13 protein-coding genes are annotated in these 15,744 nt (G+C 66.0%); 6 read left to right on the top strand and 7 right to left on the bottom strand.

The genetic code is table 11. The features are described from left to right. Positions 1–42: 42 nt before the first annotated feature. Both ABW18_RS15250 and mshA read right to left on the bottom strand, forming a co-directional pair. Entirely contained in the window at positions 43–651 is a 609-nt protein-coding gene (locus ABW18_RS15250) for a type III secretion system chaperone family protein (RefSeq protein WP_049699853.1), read from the bottom strand. A 42-nt stretch (positions 652–693) separates the two neighbouring features. After that, a complete protein-coding gene (gene mshA, locus ABW18_RS15255; protein ID WP_049699854.1) occupies positions 694–2,031 on the bottom strand; it encodes a D-inositol-3-phosphate glycosyltransferase in 1,338 nt (445 codons plus the stop codon). Positions 2,032–2,179: 148 nt separating this feature from the next. Between mshA and ABW18_RS15260 the strand changes: the two genes are divergently transcribed. The 5 genes from ABW18_RS15260 (at position 2,180) to ABW18_RS15280 (ending at position 6,860) form a co-directional block, all read left to right on the top strand. After that, positions 2,180–3,508, top strand: coding sequence for a cytochrome P450 (locus tag ABW18_RS15260; protein WP_049699855.1), 1,329 nt, complete (start codon positions 2,180–2,182; stop codon positions 3,506–3,508). Further along, positions 3,505–4,134 carry a TetR/AcrR family transcriptional regulator gene (locus tag ABW18_RS15265; protein ID WP_235434407.1) on the top strand — a complete coding sequence of 210 codons (630 nt, stop codon included), beginning with the start codon at positions 3,505–3,507 and terminating at the stop codon, positions 4,132–4,134. The genes ABW18_RS15260 and ABW18_RS15265 overlap by 4 nt, the downstream gene beginning before the upstream one ends. A gap of 79 nt (positions 4,135–4,213) precedes the next feature. Further along, positions 4,214–5,131 carry a metal ABC transporter solute-binding protein, Zn/Mn family gene (locus tag ABW18_RS15270; RefSeq protein ID WP_049699856.1) on the top strand — a complete coding sequence of 306 codons (918 nt, stop codon included), beginning with the start codon at positions 4,214–4,216 and terminating at the stop codon, positions 5,129–5,131. Beyond that, the gene (locus ABW18_RS15275) at positions 5,128–5,940 is read left to right on the top strand and encodes a metal ABC transporter ATP-binding protein (protein ID WP_049699857.1); all 813 of its coding nucleotides are present in this window, start codon (positions 5,128–5,130) and stop codon (positions 5,938–5,940) included. Before ABW18_RS15270 ends, ABW18_RS15275 begins: the two co-directional genes overlap by 4 nt. After that, the gene (locus tag ABW18_RS15280) at positions 5,937–6,860 is read left to right on the top strand and encodes a metal ABC transporter permease (RefSeq protein ID WP_049699858.1); all 924 of its coding nucleotides are present in this window, start codon (positions 5,937–5,939) and stop codon (positions 6,858–6,860) included. Before ABW18_RS15275 ends, ABW18_RS15280 begins: the two co-directional genes overlap by 4 nt. Before the next feature lie 259 nt (positions 6,861–7,119). Here the strand turns inward: ABW18_RS15280 and ABW18_RS15285 are convergent, their stop codons facing one another. Continuing rightward, positions 7,120–7,668 carry a DUF2599 domain-containing protein gene (locus ABW18_RS15285; RefSeq protein ID WP_420841305.1) on the bottom strand — a complete coding sequence of 183 codons (549 nt, stop codon included), beginning with the start codon at positions 7,666–7,668 and terminating at the stop codon, positions 7,120–7,122. Between the two features lie 36 nt (positions 7,669–7,704). On the opposite strand from ABW18_RS15285, the gene ABW18_RS15290 reads away from it, so the two are divergent. Then, positions 7,705–8,835 (top strand): beta-mannosidase, encoded by a 1,131-nt coding sequence (locus ABW18_RS15290; RefSeq protein ID WP_053117493.1) that lies wholly within the window; start codon positions 7,705–7,707, stop codon positions 8,833–8,835. An 8-nt stretch (positions 8,836–8,843) separates the two neighbouring features. Here ABW18_RS15290 and ABW18_RS15295 read toward each other — a convergent pair whose 3' ends face one another. The 4 genes from ABW18_RS15295 to ABW18_RS15310 are packed head-to-tail and all read right to left on the bottom strand — an operon-like array spanning position 8,844 to position 15,569. After that, complete coding sequence (locus ABW18_RS15295; RefSeq protein ID WP_049699860.1) at positions 8,844–10,520, bottom strand: ArnT family glycosyltransferase; 1,677 nt, start codon at positions 10,518–10,520, stop codon at positions 8,844–8,846. Beyond that, complete coding sequence (locus ABW18_RS15300) at positions 10,517–12,112, bottom strand: glycosyltransferase (protein WP_049699861.1); 1,596 nt, start codon at positions 12,110–12,112, stop codon at positions 10,517–10,519. Before ABW18_RS15300 ends, ABW18_RS15295 begins: the two co-directional genes overlap by 4 nt. Then, positions 12,109–13,647 (bottom strand): hypothetical protein, encoded by a 1,539-nt coding sequence (locus tag ABW18_RS15305; RefSeq protein WP_049699862.1) that lies wholly within the window; start codon positions 13,645–13,647, stop codon positions 12,109–12,111. Before ABW18_RS15305 ends, ABW18_RS15300 begins: the two co-directional genes overlap by 4 nt. Continuing rightward, a complete protein-coding gene (locus ABW18_RS15310; RefSeq protein WP_049699863.1) occupies positions 13,644–15,569 on the bottom strand; it encodes a hypothetical protein in 1,926 nt (641 codons plus the stop codon). Before ABW18_RS15310 ends, ABW18_RS15305 begins: the two co-directional genes overlap by 4 nt. Between the last annotated feature and the right edge of the window lie 175 nt (positions 15,570–15,744).

A 15,744-nucleotide genomic window follows, 5' to 3' on the forward strand; every position in this document is an offset into this window, starting at 1 on the left:
CGATGTGACGGCCCTCTCTGCATCCCGCCTGCTCGCGCACCGTCACTCGTCGAGCTGCGCGCCTCCCGCGGGACCGTCCTGCGCGGCGTCGACCACCGAGGAGGGCTCGTAGCGACCTTCGAGCGGCTCCCCCGGCTCGGGTAGCGATTCCTTGTCGATGAGGTGCTCGAAGGCGAGCAGATTGCGGAGCGACTCTCCACGCGAGACACGCCATGCCCATTCGCGGCGGATCGACGTCGCGAACCCGAGCTCGAGGAGCGTGTTGAAGTCGCCGTCCGCGGCTTCGAGAACCTGTCCGAGCACGCGGTCGATCTCGTCAGATGTCAACGCGTCCACCGAGATCCGACCCACCAGATAGATGTCGCCGATGTTGTCGATGGTGTAGGCGACACCGTAGAGCCGACGATTGCGCTTGAGCAGATAGCGGTAGACCGCCTCGTGATTCTCGTCGGCGTGACGACAGACGAACGCCTCGACGCGCACCCCGTATGGACCCGCGGTCAGCAGGACCGTCGTCTTGAGCTTCTTCTCTCCGGGCAGATCGAGGATGACGTGTTCGGACTGTGCTCCGCCGGAGCTCTTTCGGCTGTAGGGGATGTCGCGCTCGGTCAGCGACTTCTCCAACAGTTCGAGATTCTCGATGTGGCTCATCGCTATCACTCCTGACGACGCTGGGTCGGTTGGATGTTCGGATCAGACATTCGCACGATGACGACGCCGCCACCGTCTCGACGCGCGCCGCGCGGCGCCGGTCGGGCTCACCCGTGCGCCAGGCGCCGCGGCAAACGAGGCCATCGCGCGGGAGTAGCTCTCCTGCAACGCATCTGCGGTGTGTTCCCAGGAGAAGTTCTCGGCGTGCGCACGTGCGTGTCGACGCATCGCGGCCAGTTCGTCCGGAGAACCGATCATCTTCTCCAGCGCGTTGGTCCAGTCGCCGATGGCGTGGCCGTTGACCAGGACGCCGCTGCGTCCCGATGAGACCGCGACCGACAGCCCACCGACATCCGCCGCGATCACGGGTGTACCGCAGGCCTGCGCTTCGATCGCGACGAGGCCGAACGACTCCGAATAGCTGGGCACCGCAACCACATCCGACGCCCGATACACCTGCGCGAGCTTCGCGGACGGCTGCGGCGACAGGAAGATCACCTCGTCGGAGATACCCAGTTGCGTGGCGAGATCAACCAGCGCAGAAGGTGTTTCGAGACCAGAACCCGACGGACCGCCGACGATGAGCACCCGCACGGGCCGATCCCCACCCCGCGACCGTTCGATCAGCGGAGCCGCGGCGCGCAGCAAGACGTCGGGAGCCTTCAGCGGCTGGATACGCCCGACGAACGTCAACAGCGTTGCCTCAGAGGGTAATCCGAGTTCGGCGCGCGCCTGCTCCATCGAGCCAGGGGTGTAGCAATCGAGATCGGCTCCCGGCGTGACGATGTCGATTCGCGCCGGATCGGCGTGATACATCGAGACCAGTTCATGCGCCTCGGTCGCGGTGTTCGCGACGAGACGATCAGCCTCGTCGACAACCTGCTGTTCACCGATCACGCGCAGCATCGGTTCCGCGGTGTCGCCCGCGGCAAGTGACGCATTCTTGACAGCGGCAAGGGTGTGCGCGGTGTGCACCAGCGGAACCCCCCAGCGGTCCCGCGCGAGCCAGCCGACCTGCCCCGACAACCAGTAGTGCGAGTGGATCAGGTCGTAGTAGCCGGGGCGCTGCTGCGCCTCGGCCCGCAGCACGCTGGCGGTGAACGCGCACAACTGCGTCGGCAGATCGCGTTTGTCGAGTCCTTCAAACGGTCCGGCGACCACGTTGCGCACCGTGACGCCGGGCGCGGCCTCAACGATGGGCGCATCCGACGACGACGTCGCTCTGGTGAAGATCTCCACCTCGACGCCGCGTCGGGCGAGGCGCTGCGCGGTCTGCCACACGTACACATTCATGCCGCCGGCGTCGCCCGTACCGGGTTGCGCCAGCGGAGAGGTGTGTACCGAGACGAGCGCGACTCGCCGCGGCCCCCTGAAACTCATTACTCCACTGTAGAGAAGGTCCGACGGTCGACGATCCTCAGCACACCCGAACAACGCAGGTAGACGGCTGCGGCCGCGCGTCTCATGACGTGCGTTGCCCCGCGAACACGCCATTGACAGTTGCGACCAAATGCCTCACTGTCGAGACATGTCAGTGCAAGTGTCTCGCAGCAATGTGTCGTTCGAACTGCGCTCCGCCGATACGTGGCGCGACCCGTTCGGCATGTACGCGCGTCTTCGACATGAGTCGCCCGTTCACCACGTGAGCGGCGACGCCCAGAGCCCGCACGACTCAGGAGACGTGCGGAACCCCGACGACTACTGGGTACTCACGCGGCACGCGGACGTCTTCGCCGCGGCGTCGGACCCACCCGCCTTCTCCTCGGCGGCGGGATTGACCGTGGTCTACGGCGAACTGGAGGCGATCGGCCTCGCCGACAACCCTCCCCTGGTCATGCAGGACCCGCCGCAGCACACAGCCTTCCGCTCGCTCGTCGCGCGCGGGTTCACGCCCCGGCAGGTGACGTCGATCGAACCGCGCGTCCGCGAGTTCGTCGTCGAACGACTCGAGCGCCTCGACCGCGACGGCCCCACCGACATCGTCGGCGAGCTGTTCAAACCACTGCCGAGCATGGTCGTCGCCCACTACCTCGGAGTTCCCGACGAGGACTGGACTCGCTTCGACGACTGGACCGCAGCAATCGTCGGCGCCCTTGCCGGTTCGGAACCCGCGGCGTCGAATGGCAGCGGAGCTGCGGCGTCGAATGGCAGCGAAACTGCGGCGTCGAACGGCAGCGGAGCTGCGGCGGCCACGAGTGAACTGCTCACGTACTTCGGTGAACTGGTCGAGCATCGCCGCGCGCACCCCGGCGACGACACGGTCTCGGCGCTCGTCGACGCGGGCGTCGCCGACGATCCGGCGGGCCTGGTGTCGATTCTCGCCTTCGTGTTCACCATGATCACCGGCGGCAACGACACGACGACCGGCCTGCTCGGCGGCAGCGTCGACCTTCTCGCCGCATACCCCGAGCAGCGCCGACGCCTCGTGGACGACCAAGCCCTGATCGCCGACGCCGTCGACGAACTGCTGCGGCTGACCTCGCCCGTGCAGGGACTCGCGCGTACCACCACGCGCTCTGTCACCTACACCGACACTCCCGACGGACCGGTCACCGTGCCGCAGGGCCGCAAGGTATTGCTCTGCTACGCCGCGGCCAACCGCGACGAGTCGGTGTTCGGTCCCGACGCCGAGCACCTCGACGTCGAACGCAGACCTCGCCGCATCCTGTCATTCAGCCACGGTCACCACCACTGTCTCGGCGCGGCGGCAGCGCGGATGCAGGCCAGGGTCGCGTTGACCGAACTGCTCGCCCGCCACCCCGACTTCGACGTCGACCCCGACGGCATCACCTACGCGCCTGGCAACTACGTTCGACGCCCCACGTACGTGCCGTTCTACGCGGACGGCTCCCGATGACCGAGATGCCGATGACCGAGATGCCGATGACCGGGACACGAGCGACTGAGACTCGAACCGACTGGCTCGCGGACGACCGCGCGCAGATCGCGGCGACCCGCATCCTCGACACCGCCGCCGAACTGTTCGCCGCGCGCGGTGTCGGCGAGGTGACCATGCGCGACATCGCCGATGCGGCGGGATGTTCGCGCGCCACGCTGTATCGGCACTTCCCCGGCAAGCAGGAGTTGATGGCCGCCTACGTCGAGCGGGCAGCGCGCACAGTGGCGCGCGACGTCGACTCTGCCATCCCCGACGGCGCCGCGCCCGATGAGCAGCTCCTGACCGCCACACAGGCGGCGATCGCCGGAGTGCGCGCCAATCCAGCTCTGTCCCAATGGTTTACCGCCGACATGGCCGCGACGTCTGGACACCTCGCGCAGCTGTCCCCCGCCATCGACGCGGTGGCGGCAGGTTTCCTGCGCCGCATCGTTCCCGATACCACCAACGCCGACCTCGCGGTTCGCGCCGGCTGGCTCGTCCGCGTGATCGTGTCGCTGCTGAGCACACCGGAGGTCGACGCCGCCGCCGAACGCGAACTGCTGCGCCGATTCGTCATGCCGACGCTGGTCACGCGGGCGAACTGACCCCGCAGCGCGGCGTCGTCGATCATCACCTACACTTCTTTCGGTAACGATTGTCATTAGCGAAACGGGTAGGCGAACGATGAAACGCGCAGTCCTGGCACTGACCACGGCCCTTGCTGTCGGCGGGGCACTGACACTTGCCGGTTGTTCTGGCGGCGACTCCGGCAGCTCCGACGGCAAACCGACCGTCGTGACCTCGACCAACGTGTGGGGTGCCGTCGCGTCGGCGGTTGCGGGCGACAAAGCGTCGGTGACGGTGTTGTTCAACGATCCGACCGGCGATCCGCACGAGTTCGAGCCGTCCGCGGCCGATTCCGCCAAGGTCGTCGACGCCGATGTGGTGCTGATGAACGGCGGACACTACGACGAGTACATGGAGAAGGCGTCGCAGAACACCAAGGGCTCCGTGATCAACGCCTTCGACACGATGACCGGCCACCACGAGGACACCGACCACTCCGCGCACGGTGAGACCAACGAGCACGTCTTCTACAACCTGCCCGTCGTCGGCCAGGTGGCCACCGAACTCGCCGACGACCTCGCCGAGAAGGACGATGCCAACGCCACCACGTACCGCGACAACGCCAAGGCGTTCAACGAGAAGATCGACGGTCTGCGCGGATCGCTCGCCGATATCAAGAAGGCCCACGACGGCACGAAGGTCGCGCAGACCGAGCCGCTCGCGGCGTACCTGCTCACCGAGGCGGGCCTGCGCGATGTTGCCCCGGAAGGCTTCACCGCGGCCGTCGAAGAGGGACAGTCGCCGTCGGCCGCCGACCGCGCCGCGATGGAGGATCTGCTCCGCAAGCGTGAGGTGCAGGTGTTCATCTACAACACCCAGGCCGTCGACGCGGTCACCGAAGCGTTGCTGTCGATCGCGAAGTCTGCCAACGTTCCTGTTGTGGAGTTCACCGAGACACTGCCCGCGGGCCAGACCAGCTACATCGACTGGCAGCAGAAGCAGATCGCTGCGCTCGCCTCGGCACTGCCGGCGTGAGCGGGTCTGATCCCGACGGTCGCGAACCCGTCGCATCGTTCCGGCACGCCCGACTCGCCTTCGGTGAGCGGGTGCTCTGGGATGATCTCGATCTCGACATCATGCCCGGCGAGTTCGTCGCGGTGCTCGGCCCCAACGGCTCGGGCAAGACGTCGTTTCTACGCACACTGCTGCATCAGTACCCGTTGTCGGCGGGTGAGCTGACGGTCACCGACCAGGTCGGATACATCCCGCAGCAACACGCGGACGACGCCGACTCGATGGCGATCCGCGGTCGCGACCTCGTCGGATTCGGAGTCGACGGCGCGCGCTGGGGTCTCGGCATCCGCGGGCGTCGCGCGCGTAGAGCGAAGGTCGACGCCGCGCTCGCCGAGGTCGACGCGACCGAGTACGCCGACGCCCCCGTCGGCCTGCTGTCCGGCGGCGAGCAGCAACGGCTGCGCGTCGCCCAAGCCCTGACCACCAATCCCGAACTGCTGCTCTGCGACGAACCTCTGGCCAGCCTCGATCCGGCCAACCAGGAGCGGGTCGTCGAACTCATCGACAAACGACGCCGCGACGCGGGCACAGCCGTCGTGTTCGTCACGCACGAGATCAACCCCGTGCTGCCCTACGTCGATCGCGTGCTGTACCTCGTCGGCGGCCGATTCCGCATCGGCACCACCGAAGAAGTGATGAACACCGCGACGCTGTCGGAGCTGTACGGCAGCGACGTCGAGGTGTTGCGGGTCAACGGTCGGCTGCTCGTCGTCGGCGGTGAAGAGGACGCACACCACTGCACCGCTCCCGAGGGGCTTCCGGCGACATGACGATCAGCTCGACCCCAACCGACCTCGCCGCCGGGCAGACGGTGCTTGCCGCCGACGTGCACTGGAGCGACTTCTGGGACTTCTCGGTGACAGCGGATCTGCTGCACTACGACTTCGTGCTGCAGGCCATGCTCGCGCTGGCACTGCTCGGACTACTCGGCGGCGTACTGGCGCCGCTGATCGTCGTGCGACAGATGTCGTTCGCGGTGCACGGCGCAAGCGAACTGTCGGTGACCGGCGCCGCCGCCGCACTGCTTGCCGGCATCAGCGTGAACATCGGCGGGATCATCGGCGCCGTCGTGGCCGCCGGAGTGTTCGGCTATCTGGGAAACAAAGCGCGAGAACGTGATTCGGTCATCGGCGTGGTGATGGCGTTCGGGCTTGGCCTCGGCGTGCTGTTCCTCGCCCTCTACGGTCGGATCGGCACGGGCTTCGCGCTGCTGACCGGCCAGGTGGTCAGCGTCGGCGTGCAAGGCCTGACCGCGATCGCGGTCACCACCGTCGTCGTGCTCGCAGTGCTCGCGGTGATCTACCGGCCGCTGCTCTTCGCGTCGATGGACCCGCGCGTCGCCGAGGCGAACGGCGTTCCGATGCGCACGCTTTCGGTGATCTTCGCGATCCTGATGGGACTCGCCTGCGCGCAGGGCGTGCAGATCATCGGCGCGCTGCTGGTGATGTCGCTGATGATCACCCCCGGCGCCGCCGCGGCCCGCCTCACCGCCAACCCCACGCTGATGATGGTGCTGTCGGTGATCTTCGCCGAGGTCGCCGCCGTCGGCGGGCTGATCCTCTCGCTGGCCCCCAAGCTCCCGGTCTCGGTGTTCGTCACGACGATCTCGTTCGTGATCTACGTGATCTGCCGCCAGATCGGCGCGCGCCGCGAACACACGACCCGCCGCGCCATCGCCGCCGCGGGGTAGGGGTCGGGGCGGGGCTGTGGTCGGCGGGTCTTGCGGCCCGCGGCGCTGGCAGAAAGTAGGGGAAGGGTTCTTTCCGCGGGATGTTCACCCTTCCCCTAGCAGCAACACGAGGAAACGTACACAACCCAAGGAAGGATTCCTTCCCCTACTTTCTGCGCCGCTCGACGACCCTTCCCCCACTTCCTGCGCCGCTCGACGACTCTTCCCCCACTTCCCGCGCACCGCCGAGACGCCCACCCGAGCCAGAACGCGCCGCGCCTCACTCCTCCGGAGCGCCGGGGTTGCAGCGGGTGGCGATCATCGTCGAGTCGTCGACGACGGGTCGCTGCGGTTCGATGTTCCAGCTCGGTTTGTTCGGGTCGACGGCGCGGGCGAAGTTCCAGTGGCATACGAACTGCGCGTTCATGCCGGGGGTGTCGGCGTCGGGGGCCAGCGCGAGCACCTCGCGCCAGGCGACCTGCGCGCCGTCGTCGGCGATGCTCGCGCGGCCGTTGGGCGTTGGATAGATCTGCAGGCTCGGCCCGACGGCCGTGCTGACCCACGTGACGTGGTCGACGTATGGTGGCGGGTGCGCCGGATCGAAGACTGGAGCCGCCGACGGTGCCCCAGACGCAGCACCCGACGGCGCCCCGGAGCCAGACGCAGCACCCGACACACTCGACTCGGCCCCAGGCCCCGACACACTCGATGCCGACGCGGACGTCGGCGCGCTCGACGTCGAGTCCGCGCCGCAGCCAGTCAGTGCAAAAGCGAGCGCCACCATCAACGAGAGCACCGCGGCGGCGCGCATCGTCCGGAATGTTCTCACCGCTTCGACGGTAGTCGGCGGAGTAGGGTTCGAGGCGTGACCTTCCGGCACGCGCTCCGATTCTGCGTGATCGCTGCGCTGGTCATGGTCATCGCCGCCGCGTGCGGCCAACCTGCTCCCAGAACGCTCGACGACGAGTCGGCGGCACCTTCGGCGCACCACGACTTCGCGGGCAGGGTGGCGACGACAGAAACCGGGCTCACACTCGACGGACGCACCTGGTTTCCCGCAGGTTTCAACAGCTACCAGCTCGGCACCGATTGGGCGATCAATGTGGGATGCGGCGCCCAGGTCGATCTCGACGAGTACTTCGGCAAGCTCCCTCCGCGTGCGCTAACGCGATTCAACCTCTACTCGGCGTTCATCGTCGACAAGAAGACCGGCAGAAACAACTTTTCACGGCTCGACGCCGTCTTCGCCGCAGCCAAGCGGCACAACCAGATGATCCTGCCGGTGCTGACCGGGAGCTCCGGCGCGTGCGAGAACGAGAAGTTCAAAGAGCGTTCCTGGTACCAGAGCGGTTGGCGCACAACTGAAATCGCTGCGGCAATGACCTTCGACGACTGGCTGTCCACTGCGATCAAACGCTGGCACGACGAACCGACGCTCGCGGGCTGGGAGCCGGTCGGAGAGCCCGAGGCGAGCAACTGCGGAGCCACGGGATGCGCCTGGCAGACACGTACCTGTCCAGCGAACGGCGCGGCGGTTCTGCGTACGTTCTTCGACGAAATCGGCCAACGCATCAGGGCCATCGACTCCAAGCACCCGATCTTCGCAGGCTTCGTCGGGGGCGACCAATGTGGGCTCACGGGAGGCGATTACGCGCGCGTCGCCGCATCCCACGGCCTCGACGTTCTCGACTACCACGACTACAGCGCTGGCGGCGCGATCGCACCAGGTGGCAGCAATCTCCCTGCGCGCCTTACCCAGGCAAGGAGTCTCGGTAAACCGTTGATGGTCAACGAGATCGGGATCGAGGCCGGGTCGTGTCTGCCGCTCGACACTCGCGCACGCCAGTTCACCAGCAAGTACGAGTCGCTACGCTCGGTCGGGGTAGCGGGTGCCCTGCTGTGGGCATTCGTCCCCGACCCGCGGCTCGACGACTGCACGTTCGACATCGGCTACGACGACCCCGCCTGGCAGGTCGTTGCACACGAGATCTCCTGACACGGGCCTCACGACGTCCGCGGATTCACCTCGTACACACGCCAATTCGGCATGTTGGCACCCTGGTTGCGGGCCTCGAGGACGAGTGTTGAGATCTGATCGCCGTTGTCGTACAGCGTGGGGTATCGAATGTTCAATGCGTCCGACGACCCGCGGCCGGCTCGCGGCACCGCGAGCAGGAACCGCACTCCGAACCGAGCGGGTTCGTTCAAGATCTGGTCGAAGTCCTGATCCGACGGAATCACGAACTGCTTCGGATGTCGGGACTGCACGACGACGGCGAATCCGTAGACGGTGTCGGTGAGCACGCTGCCGTCCGGCAGATGCAGCGAGTCGAGGTACTCTGCGAGCGCCCGCTCCGTGGAGAACGACCGCAGCACTCGCGCTTCGTCGAGGTAGCGCTTTTCCGTCGAATCGGGTTTGGGCGCAACGACAGAGCGGTATGCGAACTCCTGTGGCGCATACGTCGGCGACGTCATGCCGGCGGCGGTGACGGGGAGTCCCACCACGAATGCGAGGACCGCGACGGTGCCGATCACACCGTAGCGCCACCCTCGTCCCGCGCGTGGATTCGCTTGCGGCAGTGACGCTCGCGGTCCGAGTCGACGATACGGTTCGACGCGACGCGCCGGGGTGGCGAGCAGCGCGGTCACCGCGGCCAACAAGATGATCGTCATGTAGAAGCGCAAGAACCCGAAAGTGGTTCCGCGGACGTAGCTCAGTACCTGAAACGCAACAACGGCACCGATGATCAGGACCGGTACCGCGAGCGGGTACAGCCGGTGTCGGCGAATACGCACCCACGCGACGAGAACGAACAGCACGATGTACAGCGGCGCGAGGATGAGTAGTTCGGTAATCGAGAAACGCAGTGCCTCAATGCCGGTCGCGCTGCCCGTGCCACCCGACTGATCGATGATCGCGGTGTTTCCGTACTGCGAGGTGAACTGCGCGAACGCCTGGCCTGTGATCAGCCAACTCGTGATTGCCCAGACGATGAACGCCAGCAGGCTCGGCGACGCGACGAGCACGACGTCGAGCAGCGCCCGCTGCGCGCGCAGCCTGCGCCCGACTGCTTTGTCGGAACGTCGATACGTCACGAATGCCACAAAACACCCTGCGACGAATGCTGCGACCGCGCCGTCGTATCTCGTGAGGTAGGCGAGGCCGAGAGCGATTCCGGCGACAATCAATTCGTGTACGTCGTCGGTGTCGACCCACCGGATCAACCGTCGGACTGCCCACGCGAGAAAGAAGATGTACGGCGCTTCGCTCATTCCGTTGGCCCCGTACAGGACGATCATGGGGTTGAGCGCGAACACGAGCGTCACGATGACGGTCATCGCCGGGGGCAGTGCGCGATCGCGCGCCACCCCCGACACCTGCACCACGGCGCCTGCCATGAACGCCGACGACATGATCGCGGCCGACAACGCGTCGGTCGTCATCTGCGGCCACCACACCGACAGCGCGGTCAGCGGTAGCTGCACCAGCGCGGTCAGCGGCGTGAAGATGAATCCTATTGCGGCCAAGTGCGGATCCCGACTGAACAGCACGCTCTGCGCTGCTTGCACGCGCGCCAACGAGTCGCCGAAGTAGGCGTGCACGCCGACGGCCAGGTATACGCCGAAAGACAGGTAGGCCAGCCACACGACGAGCCACAGCGCGACGGATCGACGGGTCATTGAGCCGCCTGCGTCGACGGAGCCGTACCCGACGAACCCGTACCCGACGAAGCCGACGTGTCAGAAGCACCGGAAGCGTCGGTCGTGTCAGACGGACTGGCGTCGGACGTGAGTCCGTGGGCGGTCTTCTCCCAGTACGACGGCCGAAACAGCAACTGCCACATGCCCTTGATCGCCGCGATGCTCATCATCACCCAGTAGAACGGGACGATGAGCCCCGACCAGAGCAGTTCGCCGCGGTCGTCCTCCCGATTCGCGACGAGCGTCATATAGATCGCCGCGCTGTTACCGATGACGAACGAGATCAGCGACAGGTAGTAGATCGGCCCGGGGAAGAGCTGCGCGACGAACGCCGGCTGCCCGGCGATCCACACGATCAGGATGAGCCAGAAGATCATGTTCATACACGCGATGAAGGGAGTGCCTGCGATCAGCAGGGTGAACCGAATCATCCCGAGCAGACCCATGAAGTGGAAGAGGCGCCGCGGCCTGCGCATGTGCACGAGCCACGTCTGCATGTAGCCCTTGTACCAACGCGACCGCTGACGAATCCAGTTGATGCCGTCCACATTTGCTTCTTCGAGCGTGACCGAGTCGAGCACAGCGGTGCGGTAACCCTCGCCTGCGATGCGGACCCCGAGATCGGCGTCCTCGGTGACGTTGAACGGATCCCACGCACCGAGCTCGATGAGCATGTCCTTGCGGAAGTGATTCGACGTCCCGCCCAACGGAATCGTCGCCTTGCTGACCATCAGTCCCGGCAACAGGTAGCCGAACCAGATGCCGTAGTCGGCGGTGAACCATTGCGTGAGAACGTTGTCGGTGACGTTGTAGAAGCTCAGCTTGCCCTGCACGCAGATGACGGAATCGTCGTCGAGTTCACGAAACGTCGCGACCACCCTGCGCAACTGGAGCGGGTCGGGATGATCCTCTGCGTCGAAGATTGTGACGATATCGCCTGTGGCGAAATGCAATCCGTAGTTGCAGGCTTTCGGTTTGGTCCGCGGATCGCCGGGCGGTGTGAGCACCGAGGTGATGATGGGCGACGAGTCGACCGCGTGAGCGGCCTCGATCGTCGGGGCGTCGTCCTCCTCGAGCAGCAGCAATACCTGCAGCTTCTCCTGCGGGTATTCGAACGACTCCATCGCCTCGATCAACTGTCCGACGACCTCCGGCTCACCGTATGCGGGAACCAGCACGGTGTACTTCGGCAGGTCGTCGTCGGCGATCGCACGCGCCGCCTCGTCGGAGATCCGAATCGCACCGTTGACCAGGCCCAGCCGAAATGTGTTGAGCCGCTCGATGAGCGAGACGATGTAGATCACCGTCGCGATCGACACCAGCGTCGCCGCGGTACCGACCGGCCAGAACACGAATCCGACGACGATGACGGCGACCACGACGGCACCGATGATCTTCTGCGTCCGACTGAACGCGACAGACGCGGTCATCATCGGGTCTTCGCGACGCAGCCGGTTGATCGCGTCGTCGAGAGCTGCAGTGCGGTACTTCTCGTCCGAAAGCAGTTCGTCGACTTCTTCTTTGGTGGTAGGCGAGGCGAATGTCGGTTGCTCCGACGCGGATTCGGTCATGGCTGATCCTCCCGCCGTACGCCGGACAGTTGTTCGTTGACGATGTCGCGCCCGGCGTCGAGTACCAGCTGCCGGTCCTTGAAATCAGGGCGGTCGTCGCGGGTCACCGCATTGCCCCGCAGCGTGATGTCGACCAGCGCACGCAGATTAGACGCGATCGTCAGGTCGGGTTGGGGAAAGTAGGCGTTCGGCTCGTGGTTGTCGACCGACCACACCGACACCTGCTGCGCGTGCGTACCGTTGCCCCATAGCCAGGTGAGCAGGGTGTAGGTGAGGTACCTCTTGTCGTCGAGGATCACCTCGAGAACTGCTGGGATACCGTGCGGCAGAATCACATTGACAGAGTCCGAGAAGCGGTCACCGAACAGGTCGTAGGTGAAGATCTGCGGATAGAGGTCGAACTGCAGCGGGTAAAGCGTTTCGATCGTATCGACGACCACCTTGCGCGGGCGGGCCTCCTTGTCGAATGCGATATCCCCGGATCGCTGGATCAGGTTCTGTCGCGCCAACTGCGCACCGCGCCCGTAGAGGTTGTGGGCGAAGTCGTAGCGCAGCGTCGGCCCATCCTGGCGCCACTCGGGTGGCACCGCCAACGGTGCCTGGGTCGACAATCCCGCGATCGTCGTCACCGGCGAAGCAACCACTCGCTGAAACGGCAGCAGCAGCGTGATCACAGCACTGACCACGAGCACGGCGATCGCGCCGGCCTTGACCGTCTCGACGCCCGGCTCGTACAGCGGGCGGTCGAACGGACGCGACGTCGTGTGCCGCCGGCGATGCAGGTACGCGATCAACCCGACGACGAAGACGCTGCCAACCGCGGGGAGTGCCTGAAACGCGAACAGCGGGGCGTCGGGATGCAGTACGTAGACAACCGCGACGATCACGACCCCGAGCACGACCGCCGCGACGAAGCCGATCAGGGCCGACCGTCGATCACGACCGATCGCGATCGCCGCGGCCATCGCCCCGAACACCGTCATCACCAGACCCGCGGACACCTCGTTGCCACCGATACTCAGCAACGCGACCCGGTACACAATCGGAAACGTCACCAGCCCGAACAACCACACCCAGTGGTAGCGCATCGTCGGCCGCAGCCCGAACATCAGGATCGAACCGCCGAAGAAGAACGTCAGCAGGCCGAGGATGTCGAGGTGCGTCAGCAGATACAGCGAACCGGTGAACCGGTTGGTCAGCGCGCCGTCGAAGCAGAACGACAGCAACATCACGATGACACCGACGATGATGTCGGTCTGACGATCGCGGATCGCCCGCTCCTCGTGGCGGCGCAACGTGACCCCGTACGCGGCCATGGCGACAAGGACCAGCACCACCAGGATGTAACTGAGATCCGACTCGTATACGAAGATCTCGCGGTACCACTGCCCGATGTTGTGCCAGTAGGCGACAACCGTCGCCGCGACCAGCAGCAGCCATCTGAGGAGCAGCCGCGAGACGATCGACCTACCCGCACTCCGCGATTCCTCCGACGACGCGCCGGAGGAGTCAGCGGGTGCCTCGGTGACGGTCATCGCGCGCTGTCGTCACCGGTGTGTCGTCGCCGCAGCAGCTTGAGTCCTGCGGCGACGATCAGGAACAGGATCACCGCTCCCAGGATCACCGCCACGACGACGAGCCACCCCAGCGGATGACTGTTCGACGTCTCGTCGTGGGCGCCGGCGTCGGCGTCGACCGTGATCGGATCGCGGCCCGAGATCTTCAGCGCGGCGTCGCCAGTCGCGTTCGAGGCGTTGTCGGAGAACCAGCGCAGTAGATCGTCGAGGTCACCGGCGTCGTTGGTCGAGGTCGCGACCAGCATGCTGCGGTCGTCGGACCGCGTCACCTGCAGCGACCCGAACTGCACCTGCGGATTCAGCGTCACCTTCGATTCGGCGCCGGAGGACGAGCGCACGGTGACCGTCCCCGACTTCTGCGTCACCGGCAGCGCGACGCCGTCGGGTAGTCCCTCTCCGTCAGCGGCGATCAGCACCGCAGGCTGTGTCGACGACGCGGCGTCGGACATCGAGACCACGTCGACGCCGAGCGGCACCGCGGACAACCGCTGCATCGTCGTCATGATCGAGACCGCACGCGCGACGTCGGGGACGTCGCCCTTGGTCCATGCCAGTTGCGTGCGCGGCATCAGTGACTGTGGCATCGATCCGAGCCCCGCGGGGATCGGCGGATCTGCGGGCGAGCTACGTATCTCGCCTGCCGCAGAGACGCTCAGCGACCCACGGGCCCCGTTGCCGCAGCCCTCTTTGACGTCGCCACGTTCGAGCGTGACGACCAGCCCGTTGTACCTGCTCAACGCATCGTTTGGCAGGTCGACCCACTGGTTGAACGCACCCGAGTCATCGGTCTTGATCGTCGCGATGACGCGATCGCCCAGCCGTACCGATACCACCGGCGACGACCCGTTCGCCGCCGGTGTCGCCGATCCGATGAGTTGCACACGGATGTCCTGCGACGGCCTGCCAAGGCGCGTCTGGTCGATCCCGAGCGTGATCGACGGCCATGCCGACGACGTGACGATCTGATCGTTGATGCCCAGATCGGCCAGCGTCTGCACCTCGGGAGTCAGCTGCGGCGCGTCGTGCAGCGGACCGGCGACCGCGGAGGAACTCTGCGCGATCGGCGACAGACTCGACGTCAGAGCCCGCGCCTGGTTGGTCAGCTCGTTGGCCTGACCGCCGATCACCAGATAGGCCGCGCCATTCTGATTCTCGACGCTCAGCCCGGCGGGCGCCGCGCTGCTGATCACGATCTGACGTTCGAGCGAATCCGGTTGACCGCTCGGCACGAGCGAGCCCGCACCCAGTGATGCGACGTCGATGTCGAAGTCGGCGGTGCCGTAGTTCGACGCGACGGACGTCGCCAGACCGACGGCCGCCGACGCCTCTGCACTCGTCGGGTTCTGCGGGACGAAGATCGTGAGCTTGCGCAGGATCGGGGGAAGGAATTCGGCGACGTTACGCGGGATCGCCTCGCGCCCGGTGAAGGAGAGCGTCGTGTCGCGGATGTGGAACGCGTTGTCCGGGTCGAACTGGCAGATTCCGCTCACGGTCAGGTAGGCCCGCAACGTGATATCGGCGGCGTTGCGGGTCACACGAACACCCGCCAGCGGCAACTCGATCGGCGAGTTCGGCGCCGGATTGATCGGCGTCCGCGAGATCACCCGGTCACCTTGCAGAACGTCGACCGTCCCGCCGGTGACGAACGGCGGGACGTCGGTGAACCCGCGCAGTTTGTCCGGCGTCAGGTTCTGTGGCACTGGAATCGAGACGCTGACCTGGGCCTGCTGGCCCGCAAAGGTGATGTCGGGAGCCGCCCCGATCGATCGCAGTCCCAGCGGAGGTGGTGTGTCGCCCTGCGCTGCCAACGCGTCGCCGACTCCGGATAACGCCAGCACGGCACACAGTGCCGCGGCGATCACAACAATCCGACGGCACATGCCCACTCTGCACACCCAATCCCCCGTGACGGGAACTCCACCGATCGCCTCAATGCATCTGGCCGGAAGCACTTGCACGTTTGAGGTTAATGCTGTGCAGATGCGACTGTCAGCGAACACACATCAGCGTGTCAGCGTTGGGACGGTGACCTGCCGCATGTGTGCTGCCGTTGCA

This window comes from Gordonia jacobaea, from assembly GCF_001186365.1.
GTDB classification, from domain to species: Bacteria; Actinomycetota; Actinomycetes; order Mycobacteriales; family Mycobacteriaceae; genus Gordonia; species Gordonia jacobaea.

Bases quoted from the DNA above. Each gene is read 5' to 3' on its own strand.
- ABW18_RS15270 (WP_049699856.1), top strand. From the start codon at position 4,214: ATGAAACGCGCAGTCCTGGCACTGACCACGGCCCTTGCTGTCGGCGGG.
- ABW18_RS15265 (WP_235434407.1), top strand. From the start codon at position 3,505: ATGACCGAGATGCCGATGACCGAGATGCCGATGACCGGGACACGAGCG.
- ABW18_RS15250 (WP_049699853.1), bottom strand. From the start codon at position 651: ATGAGCCACATCGAGAATCTCGAACTGTTGGAGAAGTCGCTGACCGAG.
- ABW18_RS15300 (WP_049699861.1), bottom strand. From the start codon at position 12,112: ATGACCGAATCCGCGTCGGAGCAACCGACATTCGCCTCGCCTACCACC.
- ABW18_RS15295 (WP_049699860.1), bottom strand. From the start codon at position 10,520: ATGACCCGTCGATCCGTCGCGCTGTGGCTCGTCGTGTGGCTGGCCTAC.
- mshA (WP_049699854.1), bottom strand. From the start codon at position 2,031: ATGAGTTTCAGGGGGCCGCGGCGAGTCGCGCTCGTCTCGGTACACACC.
- ABW18_RS15305 (WP_049699862.1), bottom strand. From the start codon at position 13,647: ATGACCGTCACCGAGGCACCCGCTGACTCCTCCGGCGCGTCGTCGGAG.
- ABW18_RS15310 (WP_049699863.1), bottom strand. From the start codon at position 15,569: ATGTGCCGTCGGATTGTTGTGATCGCCGCGGCACTGTGTGCCGTGCTG.
- ABW18_RS15260 (WP_049699855.1), top strand. From the start codon at position 2,180: ATGTCAGTGCAAGTGTCTCGCAGCAATGTGTCGTTCGAACTGCGCTCC.
- ABW18_RS15280 (WP_049699858.1), top strand. From the start codon at position 5,937: ATGACGATCAGCTCGACCCCAACCGACCTCGCCGCCGGGCAGACGGTG.